The following is a 23,451-nucleotide window of genomic DNA, read 5'->3' on the forward strand; positions in this document are numbered from 1 at the left end:
CTGGTGCGGGCGGCGGGAACAGGCGACATCACGAGGCCGAGCATGACGCCCGCGATGGTGGCGTGGATGCCTGACGCGGCGACGAGTCCCCATGCCACGATTCCGACCACGACCATCGCGACGGCGATCGCGGGGTGCCCCTTGGCGTGCAGCGCGCGGCTGAGGAGCCAGAACGCCACGACCGCGACCACGGCGAGGACGAGCAGCAGCCACTGCACGTCGTGCGCGAAGAGAACGGCGATGAAGATGATGCCGATGATGTCGTCGAGGATCGCCAGCGCCAGCAGGAACACCCGCACGGTCGACGGCAGGCCCTTGCCGAACATCGCGAGCACACCGAGCGCGAAGGCGATGTCGGTCGCGGTGGGGATCGGCCATCCGGTGGCGGTCGCCGAGTCTCCGGCGATGAGCAGGTAGACCGCGATCGGCACCAGCACACCACCCGCGGCGGCGATCGCCGGCTGCACGGCCTTGCGAGGCGAATCCAGCTCTCCGTGCGTGAGTTCGTGGCGCAGCTCGATCGCGACCACGAGGAAGAACACGGCGAGGAGCCCGTCGGACACCCAGTGCTCGATCGAGAGGTCCAGCGCGGTGCCCGGCACGGCGATGTGGAAGTCGAGCACTGCGGCGAGCGCGTCATGCGTGGGCAGATTCGCCAGCAGCAGACCGAGGCCGGCGGCGACGAGGAGGAGGACAGCGGGGAACTGCTGCCCGCGGAGGGGGTTCGCGGAGATTCGCATCCCCTCCATGGTAGTTCGCCGGTCGTCGCGGCCGTCTCGGATCGTCATGCGTTCAGAGCACCACCTCGACCCGGGATACTCTCGAACGGTGACCCCCGAACACGCTTTCCCCGAGCCCACCGACACCTCGGCCATCCGCATCATCGGCCGATTCGAAGCGGGCCGTGGCATTCCGGACGCGATGCGCTCCGACGTCAGGATGCTCGGCGCCCTTCTCGGCCAGGTGCTGCGAGAAGCCGGCGGCGACGATCTCTTCGAGGACGTCGAGAAGCTGCGCCTCGCCACCATCCAGGCCTATGACGAAGAGACATCCGACGCGTTCGAGCGCGCAGCGGCGATCGCAGAGTCCTTCAGCATCGACCGCGCCGACGAGGTCGCGCGGGCGTTCACGTGCTACTTCCATCTGGTCAACCTCGCCGAGGAGCACCAGCGCGTGCGCGTCCTCCGCGAGCGCGCCGGGCAGCCCGGCCGCGAGGATGCCGCTGACACGGTCGCCACGGCCTACGCGCGTCTGAAGACCGAGGTCGGCGACGACGAGGCGCTGCGTCGCCTGAAGGGTCTGCGCTTCCACCCCGTCTTCACGGCCCACCCGACGGAAGCCCGTCGCCGGGCCGTGTCGTCGAGCATCCGCCGCCTGTCCGAGCTGCTCACGCAGCACGATGCGGCGAGCGAGGGCGGCTCCGAGGAGCACCGCGCCCGTCGTCGGATGCTGGAGGAGATCGACACCCTCTGGCGCACCGCGCCGCTGCGCGCCGAGAAGCCGTCTCCGACCGACGAGGTCCGCACGGTCATGGGCGTGTTCGACGAGACGCTGTTCACGACGGTCCCCCACGTGTACCGCCGCATCGACGACGCACTGCGCGGCGACGACTCCGGCGCCTCCGAGCCCGTGGTCCCTGCTTTCGTGCGTATCGGCTCCTGGGTCGGCGGCGACCGCGACGGCAACCCGTTCGTCACGGCATCCGTCACGCGCGAGGCCTCGCAGATCGCCTCGGATCACGTGCTCCGTGGTCTCGAGCGCGCGCTCGAACGCATCGGCCGCACGCTCACGCTCGACGCCGAGGACACCCCCGCGAGCGCGGCCGTCTCCGCCCTGTGGGACGACTTCGCCGCCGCGGATCCGCGCGGCGCCGAAGAGCTCGGAGCCCGCTCCCCCGGCGAGCCGCACCGCCGGGTGCTGCTCGCGCTCGCCCACCGCGTCGCCGCCACCCGCCGCGACGACGAGCTCCGCTACAGCCGCCCCGAGGAGCTCCTCGCAGATCTTCGCGCGGTGCAGTCGTCGCTGTCGGATGCCGGAGCGAAGCGCCACGCCTTCGGCGGTGTCCAGCACCTGATCTGGCAGGTGGAGACGTACGGTTTCCATCTCACCGAGCTCGAGGTCCGCCAGCACTCGCAGGTGCACGCGAAGGCTCTGGCAGAGCTCGCGAGCGGTGAGGCAATCAGCGCGCAGACCGAAGAGGTGCTCGAGGTCTTCCGTGCGATCGCCGAGATCCAGCGCGACCGCGGCCTCCGAGCCGCCGGCCGCTACGTCGTGTCGTTCACGCAGGCGGCCTCCGACCTCGCGAACGTGTATGCACTCGCGCGGCACGCGCTCGGCGACGACGCCCCCGTGCTCGACGTCGTGCCGCTGTTCGAGACGTTCGCCGACCTGCAGGCGGCACCCGAGATCCTCGCCGAGGCGGTGACCTTCCCGGAGTTCCAGGAGCGGATGGCCGCCACCGGCAACCGCCTCGAGGTCATGCTCGGCTACTCCGACTCGTCGAAGGACGTCGGCCCCGTCGCCGCCAACCTCGCCCTCTATGAGGCGCAGGAGAAGATCGCGCTGTGGGCGCAGGAGTCGGACATCGAGCTGACCCTGTTCCACGGCCGTGGCGGAGCCCTCGGCCGTGGTGGCGGACCCGCCAACTCGGCGATCCTCGCGCAGCCGCCGCACTCGGTCGACGGCCGGTTCAAGCTCACCGAGCAGGGTGAGGTCATCTTCGCCCGCTACGGCGAGCCCGCGATCGCGATGCGCCACATCGACCAGGTCGCCGCGGCGACCCTGCTCGCATCGTCGCCGACGGTCGAGAAGCACACGAGCGAGGCCGCGGCGCGATTCGCGGACATCGCCTCGGTGATGGACCGCTCCTCGCGCGAGCGCTTCTTCTCGCTCGTGAAAGCCGAGGGCTTCGCGCCCTGGTTCGCCACGGTCACCCCGATGGAGGAGATCGGTCTGCTCGCACTCGGCTCGCGCCCCGCGCGACGGGGCCTGTCGGTCGAGTCCCTGGAAGACCTCCGCGCCATCCCGTGGGTGTTCGCGTGGACTCAGGCACGCATCAACCTCGCCGGCTGGTTCGGTCTCGGAACCGCGCTGGCAGCGGTGGGCGACGAGGCTCGCCTCATCGAGGCCTACCGCGACTGGCCGCTGCTGCGCACCATGATCGACAACGTCGCGATGAGCCTCGCGAAGACCGACGAGCGCATCGCCCGCCAGTATCTGGCACTGGGCGACCGCGACGATCTCGCCCAGCTCGTGCTCGACGAGATGACCCTCACCCGCGAGTGGGTGATCCGTCTCACCGGCGGCGTCGGACTGCTCGAGAACAAGCCGATCCTGCAGCGCGCGGTGCAGCTGCGCACCCCCTACGTCGACGCACTCTCGCTGCTGCAGCTGCGCGCTCTGCGTGCGCTGCGCGACCCCGCGGAAGCGACCGGATCCGGTGCGGAGGACGAGCAGAAGCGACTGCTGCTGCTCTCCGTGAGCGGCGTCGCCGCGGGCCTGCAGAACACCGGCTGAGCCGCCGCATCGTCGTCGTCGCGTGCACTCCGGTGCGAGAGTCCTCACTTCGGCGTGCCCGCTAGAGTGAGGTTTCTGCCCGATCCGGCGACCTCTCACGCGACACGATCGCACGCATCATCTTCTTCCCCCGTTCAGAAAGCTCTTTCGCGTGACCTCTTCGTCTTCCGCTGACTTCCATCCGCTCGCCGACTCGGTGCAGCCCGTCTTCGACACGGTGCTTCACCGCAGCCCGAACGAGCCCGAGTTCCAGCAGGCCGTGCACGAGGTGTTGAACTCGATCGCCCCGGTGCTCGTGCGCAATCCGCAGTTCGTCGACGGCGGCATCCTCGAGCGTCTCGTCGAGCCGGAGCGTCAGATCCTGTTCCGGGTTCCGTGGGTCGACGATGCGGGTCGCCTGCAGGTCAACCGCGGCTACCGCATCCAGTTCTCCTCGGTCCTCGGCCCGTACAAAGGCGGGCTCCGCTTCCACCCGTCGGTCAACCTGTCGATCATCAAGTTCCTCGGCTTCGAGCAGATCTTCAAGAACGCTCTCACCGGACAGGGCATCGGCGGCGGCAAGGGTGGCTCGGACTTCGATCCGCACGGCCGGTCGGACGGCGAGATCATGCGCTTCTGCCAGTCGTTCATGAACGAGCTCTACCGCCACCTGGGCGAGCACACCGACGTCCCCGCGGGTGACATCGGAGTGGGCGGCCGCGAGATCGGCTATCTCTTCGGCCAGTACCGCAAGATCACCAACCGTCACGAGTCCGGCATGTTCACGGGCAAGGGCACCGGCTGGGGCGGCGCCGAGGTGCGCACCGAGGCCACGGGCTACGGCGCGGTGTTCTTCGCGCAGGAGATGCTCGGCGTGCACAACGACTCACTCGAGGGCAAGCGCGTCGGTGTCTCGGGCTCGGGCAACGTCGCGATCTACGCGATCCAGAAGGCCACGCAGCTCGGCGCGACCGCCGTGACCGCATCCGACTCGTCCGGCTACGTCGTCGACGACGCCGGGATCGACGTCGACCTGCTGCGCCAGATCAAGGAGGTCGAGCGCGCTCGTATCGTCGAGTACGCCAACCGTCGTCCCGGTGCGCGATTCGTCGAGGGCGGAAGCGTCTGGGAGGTGCCCGTCGACATCGCGGTGCCCTCCGCGACGCAGAACGAGCTCGACCTCGACGCGGCCGAGGCTCTCATCGCGAACGGCGTGCGCGCGGTCTCCGAGGGTGCGAACATGCCCTGCGTACCCGCAGCGGTCGACGCCTTCCAGGCCGCCGGTGTGCTGTTCGCACCGGGCAAGGCCGCGAACGCCGGTGGTGTCGCGACCTCCGCCCTCGAGATGAGCCAGAACGCGTCCCGTCAGCGCTGGAGCTTCGACGCCAGCGAGAGCAAGCTGCGCGAGATCATGGCAGACATCCACAGCGCCGCATTCGACGCTGCCGAGCGCTACGACGTCGCGGGTGACTATGTCGCGGGCGCGAACATAGCCGGCTTCGAGCGCGTCGCCGGCGCGATGCTCGCGCAGGGCGTCATCTGACCCGCCGGCCTCCGCCTGCACACGCCAGAAGAGCCGCCCCCCTCCCAGGTGGGCGGCTCTTCTGCATTCTCGTTGTGTGAGCCTGCAGGGCTCAGCTCTCGTCGACAGGCACCTTCACGACCTTGTTGAAACCGGTCACTGCCTGGTTCTCGTCGAACGCGACCACCTTCTTGCGGAAGCCCTTCGTGATCACGGCGAGGTAGATCAGGCCGATGGCCGTCCAGATGAGGCCTCCGGTGAGAGCATCGGCGTGGAGGTTCACCCACAGGAGTCCCGTCAGCAGCATGCCGATGCCCGGCATCACGATGTACGAGAAGATGTCGCGCGGCGTGTGGCGCCGGCCCTTGCGGATCGCGAACCACGCGATCACCGAGATGTTGACGAAAGTGAAAGCGATCAGGGCGCCGAAGTTGATCCAGGCCGCGATCAGCTCGAGGGTGAACGGGATCGCCAGCAGCGAGATCGCGCCGACCAGCACGATGTTGAACGTCGGGGTGTGCGTGCGTGGATTGATGTAGCCGAATGCCTTCTGCGGAAGGACGTTGTTGCGCCCCATCACCAGCAGCATGCGCGACACGGAAGCGTGAGACGCGAGGCCTGAGGCGAGGGTGGCGCAGAATCCGGCCGCCGTCAGCACCGCCATCAGGACGTTGCCCCCCACGAGGTTTCCGATGATCGGCAGCGTGGAGTCCTCGACGTACTGCATGTCGCCGCCCGGGGCGAACTCGTTCCAGTCGGGGAAGCGGAGCTGCGTGACGTACCCGGCGATCAGGAAGATCGCTCCACCGAGCATCACGGTCAGGAGGATCGCCTTGGGCATGATCTTCGGGTCCTTCGCCTCCTCGGCGTACATCGTGACGGCGTCGAAGCCGATGAACGAGAAGCAGACGATCGTGGCTCCCATGAGCACCGCGCTGATGGTCGCGCCGTCGTGGATGAACGGGGCGGCCGAAGCGATCGTGGCCGCACCCTCGCCGCGCATGAGCTGGGCGACGACCATGACGACGAACACGATCATCACGACGATGGAGAACACGAGCAGGATCATGTTCATGTTCGAGGTGCCGCGCATGGTCATGTAGATGATGCTCGTCACGAGGATGCAGTACAGCACCACCCAGATCCAGCCGGGGATGTCGGGGAACAGCGCTTCGAGGTAGCTGCGGATGATGAGGCAGTTCACCATCGGGAGCAGCACGTAGTCGATGAGCGAGGTCCAGCCGACCATGAACCCGAGGTTCGGGTGGATCGACTCGCGGACGTAGGTGTACGCGGAGCCGGCGCTCGGAATGGCGCTGGAGATCTTGCCGTAGCTGATGGCTGTGAAGACCATGACCACGAGCGCGACGAGGTACGCGGCCGGAACGACGTTGTCGGTGTCGCGCGCCACCATGCCGAACGTGTCGAACACGACGGTCGGCGTCATGTAGCCGAGGCCGAGACCGACGATCGCCCAGAGTCCGAGGTTGCGTCGGAGGGTGCCCCCACCCTGCGCGAGCGGCTTCGTCTTGATGGTCGTGGCCATGAGTACTCCTTCGGGAACAGCGCATGGGTCAGACTTCGGGCGGTCCGACGCTGAGGCTCAGTATGTACCCGGGATATTCGTCAGCGGAAGAGCGGATCTGATTCGAAATACGCATTTAACATGGCGAATCCACGCGGGATTCGAAGACATCCGGGATCACCAGCCTTCGGAGAGCACCCGGTCGAGCATCGCGACCACGTGATCCGCGCTCTCGACCGTCAGGCAGAGCGGCGGCTTGATCTTCAGCACGTTGGAACGCTCGGAGGTGGTGAGCACGATCACGCCGAGCTCCCGCATCCGCTCGCAGATCGCGGCGGCCTCGGCGTCCGCAGGCTCCATGCTCTCGCGGTCGCGCACGAGCTCGACCCCGAGGTAGAGACCTTCGCCGTGCACGGGACCGACGAGCGGATGCCGATGCGCCAGCGCCCGGAGGGACTCGGCCAAGTGCGCGCCCACCTCGAGAGCGTTCCGCTGCAGGTCGTCCTCGACCATGGCGTCGAGCACCGCCAGCCCGACGCGGCAGCTGAGGGTGCTGCCGCCAGCCGAGGAGAAGAACTGCCCCTGATCGCTGAGCGCGTCGGCGATCCGGCGGGAGGTGATCACTCCCCCGATCGGGAACCCGTTGCCCATCGGCTTCGCGATCGTGACGATGTCGGGCACGACGCCCGACTGCTCGAACCCCCAGAAGCTCGAGCCCATGCGACCGAAGCCCACCTGCACCTCGTCGGCGATGCAGAGACCGCCGCGTGCGCGCACCAGATCGTAGGCGCCCGCCAGATATCCGTCGGGCAGCAGCACACCGCCGGCGTTGCCGAGAACGGATTCGCAGAGGAACGCCGAGACGTCACGGCCCTCCGCGGCGAGACCGTCGAGGTCTGCGGCGAGGTCTGCGAGATAGCGATCGGCCGTATCGTCTCCACGGTACGTGCCACGGAATCGGTTCGGCACATCGGCGACGTGCACCCAGTCGGGTCTCGTCTCGAGGGCGTGAGGGTTGTCGTAGGCGCTGGTCGTGACAGCATCGCTCGCCATCGTCCAGCCGTGATAGGCCTCGCGGAGCGCGACCACGGTACGACGCCCGGTGGCCGCCTGCGCGAGACGGATGCCGAGATCGACGGCCTCCGAGCCGCTGTTGACCAGCAGCACCGTGTCGAGTCCGCTCCCCTCGGGCATCAGCGCGATCAGCCGCTCGCTGTACTCGGCGAGATCGCGGAACAGGAAGCGCGAGTTCGTGGCGAGGGTCTTCAGCTGTCGGTTCGCCGCGGCGGCCACCTTCGGATGCCCGTGGCCGAGCCCCGCAACGTTGTTCACCATGTCGATGTAGCTGCGGCCGGTGGTGTCGACGAGGTGATGCCGCCAGCCGCGCTCGATCTGCGGAGGGTGCTCGTAGTAGCGCTCCTGCGCCTCGGCGAAGATCCGCTCTCGGCGGCGCAGCTCGTCGTGAGCGCCGTCGCGCTGCGCGTGCGACGCGAGGCCGAGCAGAGCCGCGGGATCGGCGGTGAAACGACGCCAGGCCTCGACCCGGTCCGGCGTGACCCGGTGCGCGGCAGCGGCTTCGGCGGGCAGTGGCGGCGCATCCGCTCGGCGGAGTCCGACGACCAGCGTCCTGATCTCGAACGACGCCGCGAGTCGGCCGATGCTCTCGCCCTTCTCGACCCTGCCGTTGCGCGTCGGCTCGAAGTCGGTGCCGCGGAGGTCGAGTTCCCACCCGCCGTCGATCGTGATGCGCACACTGCCGTCGGTGATCTTCAGGTCGCCCTCGACCGGGGCGATCATGCGCGACGACGGCCCGGGAGCGACGTGCACCTCGGTCTCGACCGGCCAGGTGGCCGCGGCATCCGGGGTGTCGAGGGCTGTGCGCGTGAGGCGGTACACGCCGTAGGGAACCACGGCGGCACGCGCGCCCCGGGCATGGGCGCCGGCGATGAGCTCCGCCTCTGCATCATGAGCCGTCCAGCGGCCGGCCTCCAGAGCGTCGGACTCCACGCCAGGGTCGACCACCACGATGCGGCCGTCGAGGTCAGGGAGCAGCGGAGCGAGTGGGGAGGTCAGGTGATCGCCGTCGGGCGGCGCTGCGTCCTCCTCCGGCGCCTCGCGTTCGGGCGCCTTCTCCTCTGATCCGTCCGCCTCCGGTGTTTCGGCTCCCGGCGCGGTGACCACCGGCGCGGTGACGACCGGCCCGGGGACGCCTGGCACCTCGACGACCGGAACCTCGACGACCGGCGCCTCGAAGACGGGGGCGTCGAATCCCAATCTGTCGAGCACGAGCTCCGTCGCCTCGGCGAGCGGTACGGCGGTCGCGGCGTCGAAGATGGCCTGCTCCCCCGCGATCCGCTCGCGCGCGTACTCGTTGTCGCCGTCGATCTCGAGCTGCCTCCAGCCGCTCGCGACGAGGAGCGCCGATCGCAGCACGATCAGCGGCCAGACGGCGAGCGCCTCGTCGCGGCTGAGCGGCGCATCTGCGTGGAAAGCGGCGATCGTGTCGAGCGCGCGCAGAGGGCGCTCGGGTTCGTGGTGGAGCATCGATGAGACGCACACCGCGAGTTCGGCGACGCGCCAGCCGAGGCCGAGGTCGCCGAGATCGAGCACGACGTGCGGATGGAGTCGGGAGTCGGCGCCCCGCCGACCGGTGACGTTGTCGTCGGTGAGATCGCCATGGATCGGCTGCACCGGCAGCCGTTCGGCCACGACCGCCACCGCCTTCTGCGCGACGTCCGACGCCGTGCGCACGCGCGATCGCAGCTCCGCGTCGGTCACCGACGGCGCCAGCATCGTGATCTGCTCGAAGGCGACCCTCATGTCCCACATCTGCTCGCGGTCGAGCCCCGGATGCTCGAGCCCGGCCAGCGCGTTCACGGATGCCGCCGCGAGCGCGCCGAACTCAGCGAGCACGACCGGTGCGAGGTACCCCGCATCGACGAGTGCCTCGCCATCGGCGAACTCGCTGCGTCGCACGGCGAATCCGCGCCACCGCTGCGTGAGCGCGCCGTCGAGGCCGGGCAGCACGGCAGGAACCGGCACCCCCGCCGCGCGGTAGGCGTCGAGGGCCTGATGCTGCGCGTCGCGTGCATCGTCAGAGAACACCGGGTTGTCGACGCGCAGGACGCTGCGCGAGCCGTCGGCCTCGACGAGCACGAAGTTGCGATCCTGATTGCTGCCGAGTTCGCTCGCCACCGCCTCGACGCCGTAGCACTCCCGAGCTATCGCGGCCGCGTCGGCCGCACTCACATCGGGTCGGACGAGCCCTGCGCCATCGCTCACCCTCGGCCCGCCGCGCGGCCGTCGACGTCGAGACGCACATCGTGGGCGTGACGTGCGAGCGAGCTGCCGTAGCGCTCGGTCAGCTGCACCATCAGATCGGGGGTGTCGCGGTCGACGCCGAAGACGTGACCGGGGAAGTCGAGCTCTGGCTGCGCAGCCGATATCTCCGCCTCACGGTCGGGAGAGAGCAGCTGCACGGGGTCGCCGACCGCGACCCATCCGATCGGCACGACCGTGCCGGCCGGCAGCACCGCACGTCGATGCACGATCGCGTTGACGCGCACCTCGCAGCGGTCACCGACCAGCGCCCCGTTGAAGATCCGCGCACCGGATGCGAAGAAGACCTCTTCCCCGACCGTGGCGCCCGCGATGCTCGCGAGAGTGCCGATGAGCGTGTGCGCGCCGATATGCACGGCGTTCGCCGCCGTCGCACGGATGAGCGCGTTCTCCATCACGATGACGTGCTCCCCGAGCGTGATCGGCCCGCCCTCCGCCGTGATCACGGCGCCGTGCAGCACTTGGCAGCCGGCGCCGATCTCGACATCGCCGGAGATCACGGCGGTGGGAGCGACGACGGCGGTGTCATGGATCCGGGGCCGAGCCCCGAGGTGCTCGTACAACATGACGCCAGCGTAGTGCTGCCGGATGCACGGCGAGAAGGCTGCTCCCGGCGTGGAGCGTGCCGGAGTCCTCGCTGCTACGCTGTCGCCCATGCAATGCCGGTGACTCGATCCTCCACCCTGCCGCTGGGCCGCACGTCTGCGCGCCCCGGCACCACGATCGAAAGGCCTCCGTCATGAACTCCCTCGCACTCCCCCTCCTCGGCCGTACCGCCCTGGTGACCGGTGTCTCCCGTCGTCGGGGCATCGGCTTCGCGACCGCCACGACCCTCGCCTCCCTCGGCGCGAACGTGTTCTTCCATCACTTCCGTCCTCACGATCTCGACCACCCGTGGGGAGGTGACGATCTCGACGCGGTGCGAGACGGCATCCGCGACTCGCTCGCATCCGGGGCCGTGATGGGCGACGCTCAGGCAGACCTGCGCGACCCGGCCGGCATCGAACCGCTGCTCGACGCGGCCTGGTCCCTGTCGGGGCGACTCGACATCGTCGTCTGCAACCAGGCGATGAGCGGCGGCGACGGCACGATCTTCGACATGACAGCCGAGCGACTCGACGCGCACTGGCAGGCCAACGCGCGTGCGTCGCTGCTGCTCACAGCCGGGTTGGCACGCCGCATCCGTGCAGAGCTCGGCGGGGCGGCGACTCCCGCCGCGCGCCCCGGCGACAGCATCCCCTCGCTGGGTCCCTTCGAGACGCCGACGGCCCGCGTGATCTGGATGACCTCGGGTCAGGGCCACGGCGCGATGCGAGGCGAGATCTCGTACGCGACGAGCAAGGCCGCTCTGGCGGGCATCACCCGCTCGACCGCTGCCGAGCTCCTCGACGTCGGGATCGTGCTGAACACGGTGAACCCCGGCCCCGTGAACACGGGATACCTGGACGCCGACACCACCGATCGCGACCTGTCAGGCGTCGACGAGTGGATCGCCGGCACGCCGTTCGGCCGGGTGGGGCGCCCCGACGACCCGGCGCGACTGATCGGCTGGCTCTGCAGCGACGCGGGGTCGTGGGTCGTCGGCCAGGTGCTGACGACGGACGGCGGCTTCTCGCTCTAGAGATCCTCTCTCTGGAGAACTGCCCTCACTCGACCTTCGCCGGTTCGGGGAAGATCGCCGTGAGCAGCTGGCCGACCCACTCGAGCAGTTCCGCGTTCGGCAGCGGCTCGAGTCCGACGCCCACTGCCGCGGGGATCGTCGGCATCGGCACCACGAGGGCGTCGCCACCCGCGACCAGCTTGGCCTTCGGGTACAGACGCTGCAGACGCACCTTGATCGATTCCTCGAGATGAGCGGGCGCGATGCGCAGGTTCGAACCCATCACGACGACGTCGGCGAGTCCTGCCCTGGCGGCGCGGCGACGCAGACGGGCGACCGCGATCAGCCCCTCGACCTCGTCGGGCGGAGTGCCGTAACGGTCGGTCAGCTCGTCGATCACGAGATCGATCGCGTCGTCCTTCGCCGTCGCGGCGGACGCCGCGGAGAGCTTCTGATAGGCCTCGAGCCGCAGCCGCTCGCTGTCGATGTAGTGCTCGGGGATGCGCGCATCCAGCGGGAGCTCGAGCCGCAGCTCCTGGCCGGACTCGACGTCCTCGCCGCGGAAGGTCGCGACGGCCTCGCCGATCATCCGCAGGTACAGGTCGAAGCCGACGCCGGCGATGTGGCCGGCCTGCTCGCCGCCGAGCAGGTTGCCGGCGCCGCGGAGCTCGAGGTCCTTGAGCGCGACCTGCATGCCCGAACCGAGGTCGTTGTTCACGGCGATCGTCTGCAGACGGTCGGCCGCGGTCTCGCTGAGCGGCTTCATCTCGTCGTACAGGAAGTAGGCGTACGCCCGCTCGCGACCACGCCCGACACGACCACGCAGCTGGTGCAGCTGGCTGAGCCCGTACTTGTCGGCACGGTCGATGATGATCGTGTTGGCGTTCGAGATGTCGAGGCCCGTCTCGATGATCGTGGTCGAGACGAGCACATCGAACTTGCGCTCCCAGAAGTCGTCGACGACCTGCTCGAGCGCGTGTTCGCCCATCTGACCGTGGGCCACCGCGATGCGCGCCTCGGGCACGAGCTCCGCGAGCTGCGCCGCGACCCGCTGGATCGACTGCACGCGGTTGTGCACGAAGAACACCTGGCCCTCACGGAGGATCTCACGCCGGATGGCCGCGGTGATCTGCTTGTCGCTGCGGGGTCCGACGAACGACAGGATCGGATGCCGGTCTTCCGGCGGTGTCGCGAGCGTCGACATCTCGCGGATGCCGGTGACCGCCATCTCGAGCGTGCGCGGGATGGGCGTCGCGCTCATCGCGAGGATGTCGACGTTGGTCTTCATCTTCTTGAGGGTGTCCTTGTGCTCGACTCCGAAGCGCTGCTCCTCGTCGATGATCATCAATCCGAGGTCCTTGAACATGACCTGGTCGGTGAGGATGCGGTGCGTGCCGATCACCATGTCGACCGTGCCGTCGAGCAGGCCGTCGAGCGTCAGACGCGCCTCCTTGTCGGTCTGAAAGCGCGACAGCGGGCGCACCTTGACGGGGAACCCGGCGAAACGCTCGGTGAAGGTCTCGAGGTGCTGCTTCACGAGCAGCGTCGTCGGCACGAGCATCGCGACCTGCTTGCCGTCCTGGATCGCCTTGAACGCCGCACGCACGGCGACCTCGGTCTTTCCGAAGCCGACGTCGCCCGAGAGCAGACGGTCCATCGGGATCGGACGCTCCATGTCGGCCTTGATCTCGTCGATCGTCTGGAGCTGGTCGGGAGTCTCGGCGAATGGGAACGCCTCTTCGAGCTCGCGCTGCCACGGGGTGTCCTGCCCGAACGCGTGCCCCTTCGCGCTCATGCGCGCCGAGTAGAGCTTGACCAGCTCGACGGCGATGTCGCGGACGGCCTTGCGGGCCTTGCCCTTGGCCTGCGACCAATCGCTGCCGCCCATCTTCGAGAGGGTCGGACCCTCGCCGCCGACGTACTTCGACAGCAGGTCGAGCTGATCGGTGGGCACGAAGAGCTTGTCACCCGGGTATCCGCGCTTCGACGGTGCGTATTCGAGCACGAGGTAGTCGCGCACGGACTTGGTCGCGTTGCGGCCCCCGGTCGAGACCTCGCGCTGCGTCATCTCGACGAACCGGCCGATGCCGTGCGTGTTGTGCACGACGAAGTCGCCCTGCTTGAGCTGCAGCGGGTCGACGACGTTCTTGCGGCGGGAGGCGAGCTTCTTGACGACGCGCTGGTCGCCACCGATCGTGCGGCCGTAGAACTCGTTGTCGGTGAGGACGGCGAGCTTCGCCTCGGGGATCTGGAATCCGGCCTCGACGGATCCGGTGACGAGGGTCGCGACGCCGGTGTCCGGCGCATCGACGAGCTCGCCCACGATGCGGGCGGCGATGCCCCGGTCGGAGAGGACGTCACGCGCGCGGTCGACGAGACCGGCACCCGCCGCGATGACGACGACGCGCCATCCGTCGGCGACCTTCGCATCGACGAACGAGATCGCGCCGTCGACGTTGCCATGGAACGAGGGGATGACGGACGCGTCGATGGTCTCGGCATCCTCGCCGCCCATCGAGAACGGGCTCAGCCGCCACCACACGCCGCCGCGATCGCGCACCACCTCGCGCAGCTCGGCGATCGTGAGGAAGTCTCCTGCTCCGAGGTCGATGGGCGCGGAAGCGCCGGAGGTGGCCGCGCTCCAGGCCGCGTCGAGGAACTCGCGGTTGGTCTCGCCCAGCGTGATCGCGCGGGCGCTCGACCGCTCAGGGTCGACGACGGCGGTCGCGCTGCCCTCGGGAAGGTACTCGGCGAGCGACTTGAGCGGACCCGAGACGGCCGGAAGAAGCGACTCCATGCCCTCGACGGGGATGCCCTCCGACATCTTCTCGAGCATTCCCGCGATCGCGGGGAACCCGCCGATCAGCGCCCTCGCGCGATCGCGGACGTCGGGGGTCAGCAGCAGTTCACGGCTCGGCGGCAGGTCGACGCCGTCGACATCGCCGGGGAGGGAACGCTGATCGGCGACCGAGAACGCGCGGATCTGATCGACCTCGTCGCCGAAGAACTCGACGCGGAACGGATGCTCGGAGATCGCGGGAAAGACGTCGAGGATGCCGCCGCGCACCGCGAACTCGCCGCGTCGCGACACCATGTCGACGCGCGAGTAGGCGCGCTCGACCAGCTGCTCGACGACGTGGTCGAGTTCGTGACCACGGGTTCCCGCGCGCAGCTCCAGCGGCGCGATCTCACCGAGGTTGCCCGCGATCGGCTGCAGCGCGGCGCGCACCGACGCGACGACGACGAGCGGGTGGTCGCCCGACCACTCGGCGATGCGGCGGAGGGTCTGGAGTCTCTGGCCGACGGTGTCGGGGCTGGGGCTCAGACGTTCGTGGGGAAGCGTCTCCCAGGCCGGGAAGGTGACGATCTCGGCGTCGGGGATGTAGGCGCCGAGCGCCGCGGCGAGACTCTCGGCACGCCGCCCCGTCGGCACGACGGTGAGGAGTGCCGGCGGATGCCCGGCCGCCCGCCGCTTGTCGAGCAGACCGGCGAGTGCCGGAGCGTCGAGTCCGTCGACGAGGCCGAGATCGGCATCGGTCTGGGCCCACGTCAGAGCGTCACGAAAAAGAGATGCCTCTTCCAAGGCGCGCAGAATCCCCGGCACAGTCACCGGACAAGCCTAGCCGCGGCCACAGACACGGGCTCGCGGGGCTGCGGGCGGGGACCCGGTCGCCCATAGGATGCACGGATGGAACCGGTCACCCTCACCACCGAGCGCCTCGTCCTGCACGTGCCGGACGAGTCCGACGTCGACGCGATCACCGCAGCCTGCCAGGACCCCGAGATCCCCCGGTGGACCACCGTGCCGAGCCCCTACACACGTGAGCACGGCGAAGGCTACGTGCGCCTGATCCGCGAATGGTGGGCCGACGGCAGCCAGGCGATCTGGTGCGCCTACCGCGAGGGCGAACTGGTCGCGTCGATCGGGCTGCATCACATCACTGAGCACCGCACCGGCGGGCATGCGGAGATCGGATACTGGGTCACCGAATCAGCACGCGGCAACGGCTACCTCGTCGAAGCGGCTCGCGCCGTCGTCGGCTGGGGGTTCGAAGAGCTCGGTCTCGCTCGACTGGGCTGGCGCGCGGTGGCCGGCAACGTCCCGTCGGCCCGTGCCGCTCGCGCGCTCGGTTTCCGATACGAGGGGCTGGGGCGCCAGGCGCTCACCAGCGACCGCGGTCGCGACGACGGATGGTTCGGCGGGCTCCTCGCGGCCGATGACCGTGCGCCGGTGGACTGGCCGATCCTCCAGGGAGCCTCCCTAGCCGTGTGTCCGACGTCGGTGGCAGGATGAGCGCATGCCTGAGATGCCGGAAGTCCAGGGCCTGACGACATTCCTGACGGAGCGCGCCGTGGGGCGAACGATCGTCCGCACGGCCGTGGGCGCGATCGCCGCGCTGAAGACGTACGACCCGCCGAACACCGCGTTGCACGGTGCCGAGATCACGGCCGCGTCGAGGCGGGGCAAATTCATCGTGCTCTCCTGTGGCGCCGACCTGCATCTCGTCTTCCATCTGGCCAAGGCCGGGTGGCTGCGTTGGTACGAGACTCTGCCGACGACTCTGATCAAGCCGGGCAAGTCGCCGATCGCGCTGCGGGTCGCACTCGACGACGAGAGCGGGTTCGACCTCACCGAAGCCGGTACGAAGAAGTCTCTGGCCGTCTACGTGGTGCGCGATCCCCAGGAAGCGCCGGGAATCGCTCGCCTCGGACCCGATCCGCTCGAATCGACCTTCACGCGCGAGGTCTTCGGCAGCCTGCTCAGTGGGCGGCGCACGCAGATCAAGGGTCTGCTGCGCGATCAGAGCATCATCGCCGGCATCGGCAACGCCTACTCCGACGAGATCCTGCACGCGGCCCGCATGTCTCCCTACGCGATCGCCGACAAGCTCGGCGACGACGAGGTCGACCGGCTGTTCGCGGCGATGCAGACGACGCTGACGGATGCCGTCGCCGAGGCGTCGGGCAAGCCGCCGGCCGATCTGAAGGACGCGAAGCGCCGAGGCATGCAGGTGCACGCCCGCCGCGGCGAAGCCTGCCCCGTCTGCGGAGACACCGTGCGCAGCGTCTTCTTCGCCGACCGCTCTCTCGAGTACTGCCCGACCTGTCAGACCGGCGGCAAGCCGCTCGCCGACCGCCGCCTGTCGCGGCTGCTGAAGTAGCAATTCGACGCGGAATGAAATGTCCTCGGACGCGTTGAGTACACTCAGAGCATCAACGTGCTCCGGGGTCGGTGAGAATCCGAACCGGCGGTGACAGTCCGCGAGCGTCTCGGTTCTCCGAGGTGCCGATCCGGTGGAATTCCGGGACCGACGGTGGTGCGAGGCCCAGCCTCGCTAGTCCGGAAGGGAGGCAGCACGGTGCGCCGCCGCGCGCGCGTTCTGCCTGCGTCTCCCCTCGAGGAGAACCCCGGAGCCTCAGAGAGGACCACGGATGGCAGTGAACGAGACGGAACGACGGGCGATGACCCGTGCGCTCGAACTCGCAGCCCTCGGCCCGCGCGGAGTGAACCCGCAGGTCGGAGCGGTCATCCTCGGCTCCGACGGGACCGTCATCGCCGAAGGGTGGCACCACGGTGCCGGCACCCCTCACGCCGAGGTCGATGCGCTCTCGAAGCTGGCGCCGGGGGCGGCACGAGGCGCGACCGCGATCGTCACCCTGGAGCCCTGCAACCACACGGGGCGCACCGGCCCGTGTGCGGTCGCGCTCATCGAGGCGGGCGTCGCCCGAGTCGTCTACGCCCTCGACGATCCCGGCGCGGTATCGGGCGGCGGCGCCGATCGCCTCCGCGCCGCGGGAGTGAGCGTCGACGCCGGCGAGCAGGCCGACGTCGCCCACCGGATCATCGACGGCTGGCTCACCGCCCAGAGGCTGGGCCGACCGCATGTGACCGTGAAATGGGCGCAGTCGCTCGACGGCCGCGCCGCGGCATCCGACGGCTCCAGCCAGTGGATCACCGGTCCCGAGGCCCGCGCCGACGTGCACCGACGCCGCGCGGCGGCCGATGCGATCGCCGTCGGCACCGGCACCGTGCTCTCCGACGACCCCTCCCTGACCGCGCGCGACGGTGACGCCCTGCACGAGACGCAGCCGGTCCCCGTCGTGATCGGCTCGCGGCCCACCCCCGACGCGGCCGCGATCCGTCGGCATCCGCACACGCCGCTCTTCTACGACACCCACGATCTGCACACCGTGCTCGCGGATCTGCACGCGCGCGGCATCCAGAGCGTGTTCGTCGAGGGCGGCCCCACTCTCGCGAGCGCGTTCATCGCGCAGGGCCTCGTCGATCGGGTGCTCGCCTACATCGCGCCGGTGCTGCTCGGCGGCGACCGGCTCGCAGTGACCGACATCGGCGTCGCCACGATCGGCGCCGCCCACCGTCTGACGGTCGAGGGGTGGCTGCCGCTCGGCGAGGACCTGCTCGCGATCGCCACCCCTGTGCTCGACCTCGACGAAGGAGCCGCCTGATGTTCACCGGAATCATCGAGGAGATCGGGGAGATCACCGCGATCTCGCCCGCCGGAGACGGGTGGCGGCTGACCGTGCGCGCGCCGAAGGCCGCCTCCGACGCGATCCACGGCGAGTCCATCGCCGTCTCGGGAGTCTGCCTGACGGTCGTGGGGTCGACGCGCGACACCTTCGACGCCGACGTGATGAAGCAGACGCTCGACGTCGCAGCCCTCGGCGGAGCATCCGTCGGAACGCGCGTGAACATCGAGAAGGCGATGCCGGTCGGCGCGCGCCTCGGCGGCCACATCGTGCAGGGACACGTCGACGGCGTCGGCAGAGTCGTGGATGTGCGGCCGGGCGAGCAGTGGAGCGTGCTGCGCATCGCCCTTCCCGACGACCTCGCCCCGCTCGTGGTCGACAAGGGCTCGATCTCGGTCGACGGCACATCGCTCACCGTGAGCGCCGTGAGCGCGGCGGATGCCGCGAGCCACTGGTTCGAGATCTCGCTGATCCCCGAGACCCTCGCCGCCACCACCCTCGGATCGCGCTCCGTCGGCGACCGTGTGAACCTGGAGACCGACATCCTCGCCCGTCACGTCGAACGCCTGGTGGCGTTCAGGGCAGCACCGGAAGGAGGCTCGCGATGAGCCTTTCCACCATCCCCGAGGCCCTCGAGGCTCTTCGTGCCGGGCGCCCCGTGCTCGTCGCGGACGACGAGAACCGCGAGAACGAAGGCGACGTCATCCTCTCGGCCGAGCTCGCGACGCCCGAGTGGGTCGCCTGGACCGTCCGTTGGTCATCCGGCTTCATCTGCGCGCCGATGCCGACCGACCTCGCCGACAATCTGAACCTGCCGCCGATGGTCGCTGCCTCCGAAGACGCGCGCTCGACCGCGTACACGGTGAGCGTCGACGCAGCGGAAGGCGTCACCACCGGCATCAGTGCGCACGACCGCGCGCACACGCTGAATGTCCTGGCGAACCCTGCATCGACCGCGACCAGCATCATCCGCCCCGGACACGTCCTCCCTCTGCGGGCTGTCGACGGCGGCGTGCGCGAGCGCAGCGGCCACACCGAGGCTGCCGTCGACCTGATGAAGCTCGCAGGACTCCGTCCGGTCGGGGCGATCGCCGAGGTCGTCGCCGAAGACGGCAGCATGATGCGCCTGCCGGGTCTGATCGAGCTCGGCGCGCGCGACGGGGTGCCTGTCATCACGATCGAGCAGCTCATCGCTCACCTCAACGAGATCGATCCCACCGGCTGGGCACCGGAACGCGCCAGCAGGCGTGTGAGCCTGCGCGCGGATGCGACCGTGCCCACCACGCACGGGACCTTCCGCTTCCTCGCCTACAAGGACCGGGTCACCGGGACCGACCACATCGCGGTGGTCTCGGGAGAGCCCGGCGAGACGGCTCTCGTGCGGGTGCACTCGGAGTGCCTCACGGGTGAGGCGTTCGGCTCCCTCAAATGCGAGTGCGGTCCGCAGCTGGATGCGGCCCTGGACGCGATCGAGCAGGACGGCGGCGTCGTCATCTACATGCGCGGTCACGAGGGTCGCGGCATCGGCCTGATCAACAAGCTCCGCGCCTACAGCCTGCAGGAGGAGGGCCTCGACACGGTCGACGCCAACCTCGCTCTCGGACTGCCGGCCGACGCCCGTGACTACGCGGCCGCCGCCGGGATCCTCGCAGACCTCGGAGTGTCGAAGGTTCGTCTGTTGACGAACAACACCGACAAGGTGAACCAGCTGCGCAGCCTCGGCCTCGATGTCGTGGAGCAGGTTCCGCTGATCGTCGGAGTCGGCCCGAACAACCACCAGTACCTCGAGACCAAGCGTGACCGGATGGGTCACATCATCGGTGAGGCGGAGCTCGCTGAGGCTCTCGCCGACGGAAAGAAGGATCACTCATGAGCGGCGCAGGAGCACCCAAGACCGAGAAGATCGACGGACGCGGCCTCAAGGTCGTGATCGTCGCCGGCACCTGGCACGACGTCATCACCGACGGACTGATCGCCGGCGCGCAGCGCGTGCTCGACGACGCCGATGCCGCATACCGACTCGTGCGCGTGCCCGGTTCGTTCGAGCTCGCCCTCGCCGCGCAGGCGGCCTTCGCGGGCGGCGCCGACGCCGTGGTGGCCCTCGGCGTGATCATCCGAGGCGGCACCCCGCACTTCGAGTACGTCTCGGCGGCGACGACCGACGGACTGACCCGCGTCTCGCTCGATGCAGGCAAGCCGGTGGGCTTCGGCGTTCTCACGCTCGACGACGAGAAGCAGGGCCTCGACCGCGCAGGGCTCGAAGGATCGAAGGAGGACAAGGGTGCCGAGGCAGCGGATGCCGCGCTGCGCACCGCCCTCCTCGTGCGCGAGCTGCGCGGCTGAGAGGTCAGCCTGCCCTTGCTGGCGCGCGCACACCGCGTGCTCCTAGCGTGGGGGCATGGAGACTCTGCGCCACGTCGTTCTGTTCGTCCACCTCATCGGCTTCGCCGTGCTGTTCGGGGCCTGGGCGGTGCAGGCGTTCGGCGGAAAGCGCGAGTTCACCCGGCTGATGAGCATCGGCATGACGATCGCCGCGGTCGCAGGTCTCGCCCTCGCTGCTCCGTGGGGTCTGCCCGACGGCGTCGAGATGAACTACGCCAAGATCGGCACGAAGCTCGTCGTGTTGCTCGTGATCGGCGCGCTTCTCGGCATCGGCATGGCGAAGCAGCGCAAGGCCGGCTCGGTGCCGCCGGCGATGTTCTGGCTGGTCGGCATTCTGACCGCGGTCAACGCGGCCATCGCCGTGATCTGGCGCTGATCCGCCCACCATTCGGTCACGAGCGCAACGGCACTCGCACGTCTGCTCCGGCCTCCTCGGTCAGCCGCTCCCCCATCTGCGCGAACGTCGGCTGCGCGATGAACCCTCCGGCGAACAGCGCCTGTCCCTGAGAGAAACCCTGAGCCCGGCGGATGTCGTCCTCGCCGACGAAGCCGAACACGTCGGCCAGCTCGGCGATGTCGCGCGGAGCATTGACGCGCATCAGGCCGAGGTTGTCGCACTGCGAGAGCACGTTGGGGTGGATCTTGGTCGGGCGCTGGGTGGACAGGAAGAGCCAGAGACCGAACTTGCGTCCCTCCGCAGCGATCTGAACGAGCCTCTCGGTGAGAGCCTTCTCGACGGCGGTGCGCGGCTCGGGCGAGCAGAGGTTGTGCGCCTCGTCGATCACGATGAGAAGCGGCCGACGACTCTCGCGCTGCATCCACAGAGCCTCGAGCACCGCGAGAGCTGCGACCTTCGGCTCGGCGGGATGGTCGAATCCTCCGAGATCGAGCACGGTGGCCCGCGGTCGCTCGTCGATCACGTCGACGACGGATCCGGCTCCTCTGGACCAGAGGTCCCACTCGAGCACCTGCAGGTTCTCCATGCGGTTCGCGAGCCGGATGCGCGCGGGGTCTCCGGACGCCCGGAAGCCGCGCAGCATCTCCTCCGCGTCGAACACCGTGACACTCTTCGCCCAGTGGAGCAGGACGTTGTACTCCTCGGCGTCGGCGATGGGGTCGATCTGAAGGACCGCGGCTTTCGCGGCCGGAGACAAGTCGATGTATCGGGCGTGCAGCTTGTCCCCCTCGCCGTGACCTGATCGGAATACGCGGATGTCCGTCTGGGCGATGGCGACCGCATGCTCGGTCGACGCACCCGCCCTCGTCTCCGCCAGCCTGACGAAGTCCGCGTTCGGGTCGAGTATCAGCATCGGCAACTCGGTGTGCAGCAGAAGCTGCTCCAGCACGACTCCGAGCGCATAGGTCTTGCCGCTTCCGCTCTGGCCGCACCAGAACGTATGACGGTTGAATCGGCGCGCGTCCAGGTGCACGGACTCCGTGGGCTCGGCGGTCAGAGAGCCGATGGTCAGGTCGGTCATGCCGACACCGTAGCGCTGCGCGCGGCCGGCTCCGCCCTGACCTCACCCTCACAGTGTGACCCGCGAATCGCGCAGGGTGAGGCTCACCCTGCGCGGATGATCCTGTGGTGGTTGCTGCGGCCACTCCCTGGGAGACTTGCGCCGGATTCTCGTCTGACCGACATGTGAGAACGGAGAACCGTATGAGCAAGGACCGCCGCGCGGACGACGCCGGGCCGTTCCGCGCGAGGCGCGAGGCGGGCCGCGAGGCACGCGCACGGATGCCACGCGCGCGGCTCGGTGCCTGGTCGCCGTCTGCAGACCGCCCCGACCCGATCGCGCTGCTGGAGGAGCAGGCAGAGTCACGCGTCCGAGAACTCACACCGTTCCGCTATGCGCGGATGTCGGCATCACCGCTCGCGTTCTACCGCGGTGCGGCTCTGCTCATGGCGTCCGATCTCGCGGCCCACCCCCACACCGGGATCATCACGCAGCTCTGCGGAGACGCCCATCTGTCGAATTTCGGTCTCTACAGCACTCCGGAGAGGTCGCTCGCATTCGACATCAACGACTTCGACGAGACGCTTCCCGGCCCCTTCGAATGGGATGTCAAGCGGCTGACGGCGAGCTTCGCCGTGGCCTGTCGACAGCGAGGATTCACCGTCGAGGCCGAACACGAGTGCGTGGCCGCCGCCGCCCGCGGCTACCGGTCCGCGATCAGGGCAGCCGCGAGGTCCACCGTGCTCGACGCCTGGTACGACCGACTCGATGCAGAGCGCGCGCAGCGGTGGATCCGTCAGGAGCACCGCGACGAACGCGCCGGCGATGACGAGGTGCAACGCCTCGACGCGGTGATCGAGAAGGCACGCACGCGGGGGCACAGGAAGGCGTTCCGCAAGCTCGTGCGCGTGATCGACGGTGAGCTGCGCATCGCAGCCGCACCTCCGCTGATCGTGCCTGTGGAGGATATCCTCCGTGACGCGGGTGCCCTCGATGATGACGTCGTGACCATGCGGCGAGTCCTGGACGAGTATCGGACCACCCTCGTCGGCGATCGGCATCCGATCGCCGAGTACCGCTATCGCCATATGGCACGCAAGGTCGTCGGGGTCGGAAGCGTGGGAACTCGCGCCTGGGTGATCCTGCTCAGCGGGCGCGATGATCGCGACCCGCTTCTGCTGCAGGCGAAGGAGGCGCAGGAATCGGTCCTCGAACGTTTTCTGGGTCCGAGCGAGTTCGCCACACACGGGGAACGCGTCGTCAGAGGGCAGCGTCTGATGCAGGCGTCGAGCGACATCTTCCTCGGATGGCAGTCGATCATCGGTCTCGACGGACAGGAACGGGACTTCTACCTCCGCCAGCTTCAGGACGGCAAGGGCGGGAGCGACCCGGACACGATGAGCGTCCGCGGCGCTGTCCTCTATGCGCGGATCTGCGGGGAGACCCTCGCGCGGGCCCACTCGCGCTCGGGAGATCGCGTCGTGATAGCCGGCTACATCGGGCGCGGCACGGCGTTCGATGAGGCGATGGCAGACTTCGCCTCGGCCTACGCCGATCAGAACGACCGCGACCACCGCGCGCTCGTGGCTGCGCTCTCGTCCGGCCGATTGCCCGCGGCGCGCGGGCTGGGTGAGGTCTGAGC

Annotated in this window: 17 protein-coding genes and 1 riboswitch; of the genes, 11 read left to right on the forward strand and 6 right to left on the reverse strand. The window is 69.1% G+C overall.

Annotated elements, in window-relative coordinates; genetic code table 11:
• Positions 1-740, reverse strand: a 740-nt coding sequence (locus tag OD997_RS15015; protein WP_434332390.1) for a Na+/H+ antiporter NhaA, incomplete at its 3' end; no start/stop codon positions are given.
• A gap of 88 nt (positions 741-828) precedes the next feature.
• Here OD997_RS15015 and OD997_RS15020 point away from each other — a divergent pair.
• Together OD997_RS15020 and gdhA are read left to right on the forward strand one after the other, a co-directional pair.
• A complete protein-coding gene (locus OD997_RS15020) occupies positions 829-3,516 on the forward strand; it encodes a phosphoenolpyruvate carboxylase (protein ID WP_434332391.1) in 2,688 nt (895 codons plus the stop codon).
• A 151-nt stretch (positions 3,517-3,667) separates the two neighbouring features.
• A complete protein-coding gene (gene gdhA, locus OD997_RS15025) occupies positions 3,668-5,038 on the forward strand; it encodes an NADP-specific glutamate dehydrogenase (RefSeq protein WP_434332392.1) in 1,371 nt (456 codons plus the stop codon).
• A gap of 91 nt (positions 5,039-5,129) precedes the next feature.
• Here the strand turns inward: gdhA and OD997_RS15030 are convergent, their stop codons facing one another.
• The 3 genes from OD997_RS15030 to OD997_RS15040 form a co-directional block, all read right to left on the reverse strand.
• The gene (locus OD997_RS15030; protein WP_434332393.1) at positions 5,130-6,563 is read right to left on the reverse strand and encodes an APC family permease; all 1,434 of its coding nucleotides are present in this window, start codon (positions 6,561-6,563) and stop codon (positions 5,130-5,132) included.
• Positions 6,564-6,719: 156 nt separating this feature from the next.
• Entirely contained in the window at positions 6,720-9,824 is a 3,105-nt protein-coding gene (locus OD997_RS15035) for an aminotransferase (RefSeq protein ID WP_434332394.1), read from the reverse strand.
• Positions 9,821-10,447, reverse strand: a complete 627-nt coding sequence (locus OD997_RS15040; protein WP_434332395.1) for a gamma carbonic anhydrase family protein — start codon at positions 10,445-10,447, stop codon at positions 9,821-9,823. Before OD997_RS15040 ends, OD997_RS15035 begins: the two co-directional genes overlap by 4 nt.
• A gap of 173 nt (positions 10,448-10,620) precedes the next feature.
• On the opposite strand from OD997_RS15040, the gene OD997_RS15045 reads away from it, so the two are divergent.
• On the forward strand, positions 10,621-11,502 hold the full coding sequence (locus OD997_RS15045; RefSeq protein ID WP_434332396.1) for an SDR family oxidoreductase: 882 nt from the start codon (positions 10,621-10,623) through the stop codon (positions 11,500-11,502).
• Positions 11,503-11,527: 25 nt separating this feature from the next.
• On the opposite strand, the gene mfd is transcribed toward OD997_RS15045, so the two are convergent.
• Positions 11,528-15,091, reverse strand: coding sequence for a transcription-repair coupling factor (gene mfd / locus OD997_RS15050; protein WP_434332397.1), 3,564 nt, complete (start codon positions 15,089-15,091; stop codon positions 11,528-11,530).
• Positions 15,092-15,169: 78 nt separating this feature from the next.
• Between mfd and OD997_RS15055 the strand changes: the two genes are divergently transcribed.
• The 7 genes from OD997_RS15055 (at position 15,170) to OD997_RS15085 (ending at position 20,728) form a co-directional block, all read left to right on the forward strand.
• Positions 15,170-15,775, forward strand: coding sequence for a GNAT family N-acetyltransferase (locus OD997_RS15055; RefSeq protein WP_434332398.1), 606 nt, complete (start codon positions 15,170-15,172; stop codon positions 15,773-15,775).
• Positions 15,776-15,779: 4 nt separating this feature from the next.
• Positions 15,780-16,643, forward strand: coding sequence for an Fpg/Nei family DNA glycosylase (locus OD997_RS15060; protein ID WP_434332399.1), 864 nt, complete (start codon positions 15,780-15,782; stop codon positions 16,641-16,643).
• 54 nt (positions 16,644-16,697) lie between these two features.
• A riboswitch (FMN riboswitch) is annotated at positions 16,698-16,843 on the forward strand.
• A gap of 71 nt (positions 16,844-16,914) precedes the next feature.
• Positions 16,915-17,949 carry a bifunctional diaminohydroxyphosphoribosylaminopyrimidine deaminase/5-amino-6-(5-phosphoribosylamino)uracil reductase RibD gene (gene ribD / locus OD997_RS15065; protein ID WP_434332400.1) on the forward strand — a complete coding sequence of 345 codons (1,035 nt, stop codon included), beginning with the start codon at positions 16,915-16,917 and terminating at the stop codon, positions 17,947-17,949.
• Entirely contained in the window at positions 17,949-18,578 is a 630-nt protein-coding gene (locus OD997_RS15070) for a riboflavin synthase (protein WP_434332401.1), read from the forward strand. The genes ribD and OD997_RS15070 overlap by 1 nt, the downstream gene beginning before the upstream one ends.
• Entirely contained in the window at positions 18,575-19,843 is a 1,269-nt protein-coding gene (gene ribA, locus OD997_RS15075) for a GTP cyclohydrolase II (protein WP_434332402.1), read from the forward strand. The genes OD997_RS15070 and ribA overlap by 4 nt, the downstream gene beginning before the upstream one ends.
• Positions 19,840-20,313 (forward strand): 6,7-dimethyl-8-ribityllumazine synthase, encoded by a 474-nt coding sequence (gene ribH, locus OD997_RS15080; protein WP_210097384.1) that lies wholly within the window; start codon positions 19,840-19,842, stop codon positions 20,311-20,313. The genes ribA and ribH overlap by 4 nt, the downstream gene beginning before the upstream one ends.
• A gap of 55 nt (positions 20,314-20,368) precedes the next feature.
• Positions 20,369-20,728: a Fe-S protein gene (locus tag OD997_RS15085; RefSeq protein ID WP_434332403.1), complete on the forward strand. Its 360-nt coding sequence runs from the start codon at positions 20,369-20,371 to the stop codon at positions 20,726-20,728.
• Between the two features lie 16 nt (positions 20,729-20,744).
• On the opposite strand, the gene OD997_RS15090 is transcribed toward OD997_RS15085, so the two are convergent.
• On the reverse strand, positions 20,745-21,830 hold the full coding sequence (locus tag OD997_RS15090) for an ATP-binding protein (protein WP_434332404.1): 1,086 nt from the start codon (positions 21,828-21,830) through the stop codon (positions 20,745-20,747).
• A gap of 182 nt (positions 21,831-22,012) precedes the next feature.
• Between OD997_RS15090 and OD997_RS15095 the strand changes: the two genes are divergently transcribed.
• The gene (locus OD997_RS15095; protein ID WP_434332405.1) at positions 22,013-23,449 is read left to right on the forward strand and encodes a DUF2252 domain-containing protein; all 1,437 of its coding nucleotides are present in this window, start codon (positions 22,013-22,015) and stop codon (positions 23,447-23,449) included.
• Positions 23,450-23,451: the final 2 nt, after the last annotated feature.

The organism is Microbacterium sp. CGR1 (genome assembly GCF_051062835.1).
Taxonomy (GTDB): domain Bacteria; phylum Actinomycetota; class Actinomycetes; order Actinomycetales; family Microbacteriaceae; genus Microbacterium.

Bases quoted from the DNA above. Each gene is read 5' to 3' on its own strand.
- OD997_RS15030 (WP_434332393.1), bottom strand. From the start codon at position 6,563: ATGGCCACGACCATCAAGACGAAGCCGCTCGCGCAGGGTGGGGGCACC.
- OD997_RS15040 (WP_434332395.1), bottom strand. From the start codon at position 10,447: ATGTTGTACGAGCACCTCGGGGCTCGGCCCCGGATCCATGACACCGCC.
- OD997_RS15045 (WP_434332396.1), top strand. From the start codon at position 10,621: ATGAACTCCCTCGCACTCCCCCTCCTCGGCCGTACCGCCCTGGTGACC.
- OD997_RS15055 (WP_434332398.1), top strand. From the start codon at position 15,170: ATGGAACCGGTCACCCTCACCACCGAGCGCCTCGTCCTGCACGTGCCG.
- OD997_RS15060 (WP_434332399.1), top strand. From the start codon at position 15,780: ATGCCTGAGATGCCGGAAGTCCAGGGCCTGACGACATTCCTGACGGAG.
- ribD (WP_434332400.1), top strand. From the start codon at position 16,915: ATGGCAGTGAACGAGACGGAACGACGGGCGATGACCCGTGCGCTCGAA.
- OD997_RS15070 (WP_434332401.1), top strand. From the start codon at position 17,949: ATGTTCACCGGAATCATCGAGGAGATCGGGGAGATCACCGCGATCTCG.
- ribA (WP_434332402.1), top strand. From the start codon at position 18,575: ATGAGCCTTTCCACCATCCCCGAGGCCCTCGAGGCTCTTCGTGCCGGG.
- ribH (WP_210097384.1), top strand. From the start codon at position 19,840: ATGAGCGGCGCAGGAGCACCCAAGACCGAGAAGATCGACGGACGCGGC.
- OD997_RS15085 (WP_434332403.1), top strand. From the start codon at position 20,369: ATGGAGACTCTGCGCCACGTCGTTCTGTTCGTCCACCTCATCGGCTTC.
- OD997_RS15090 (WP_434332404.1), bottom strand. From the start codon at position 21,830: ATGACCGACCTGACCATCGGCTCTCTGACCGCCGAGCCCACGGAGTCC.
- OD997_RS15095 (WP_434332405.1), top strand. From the start codon at position 22,013: ATGAGCAAGGACCGCCGCGCGGACGACGCCGGGCCGTTCCGCGCGAGG.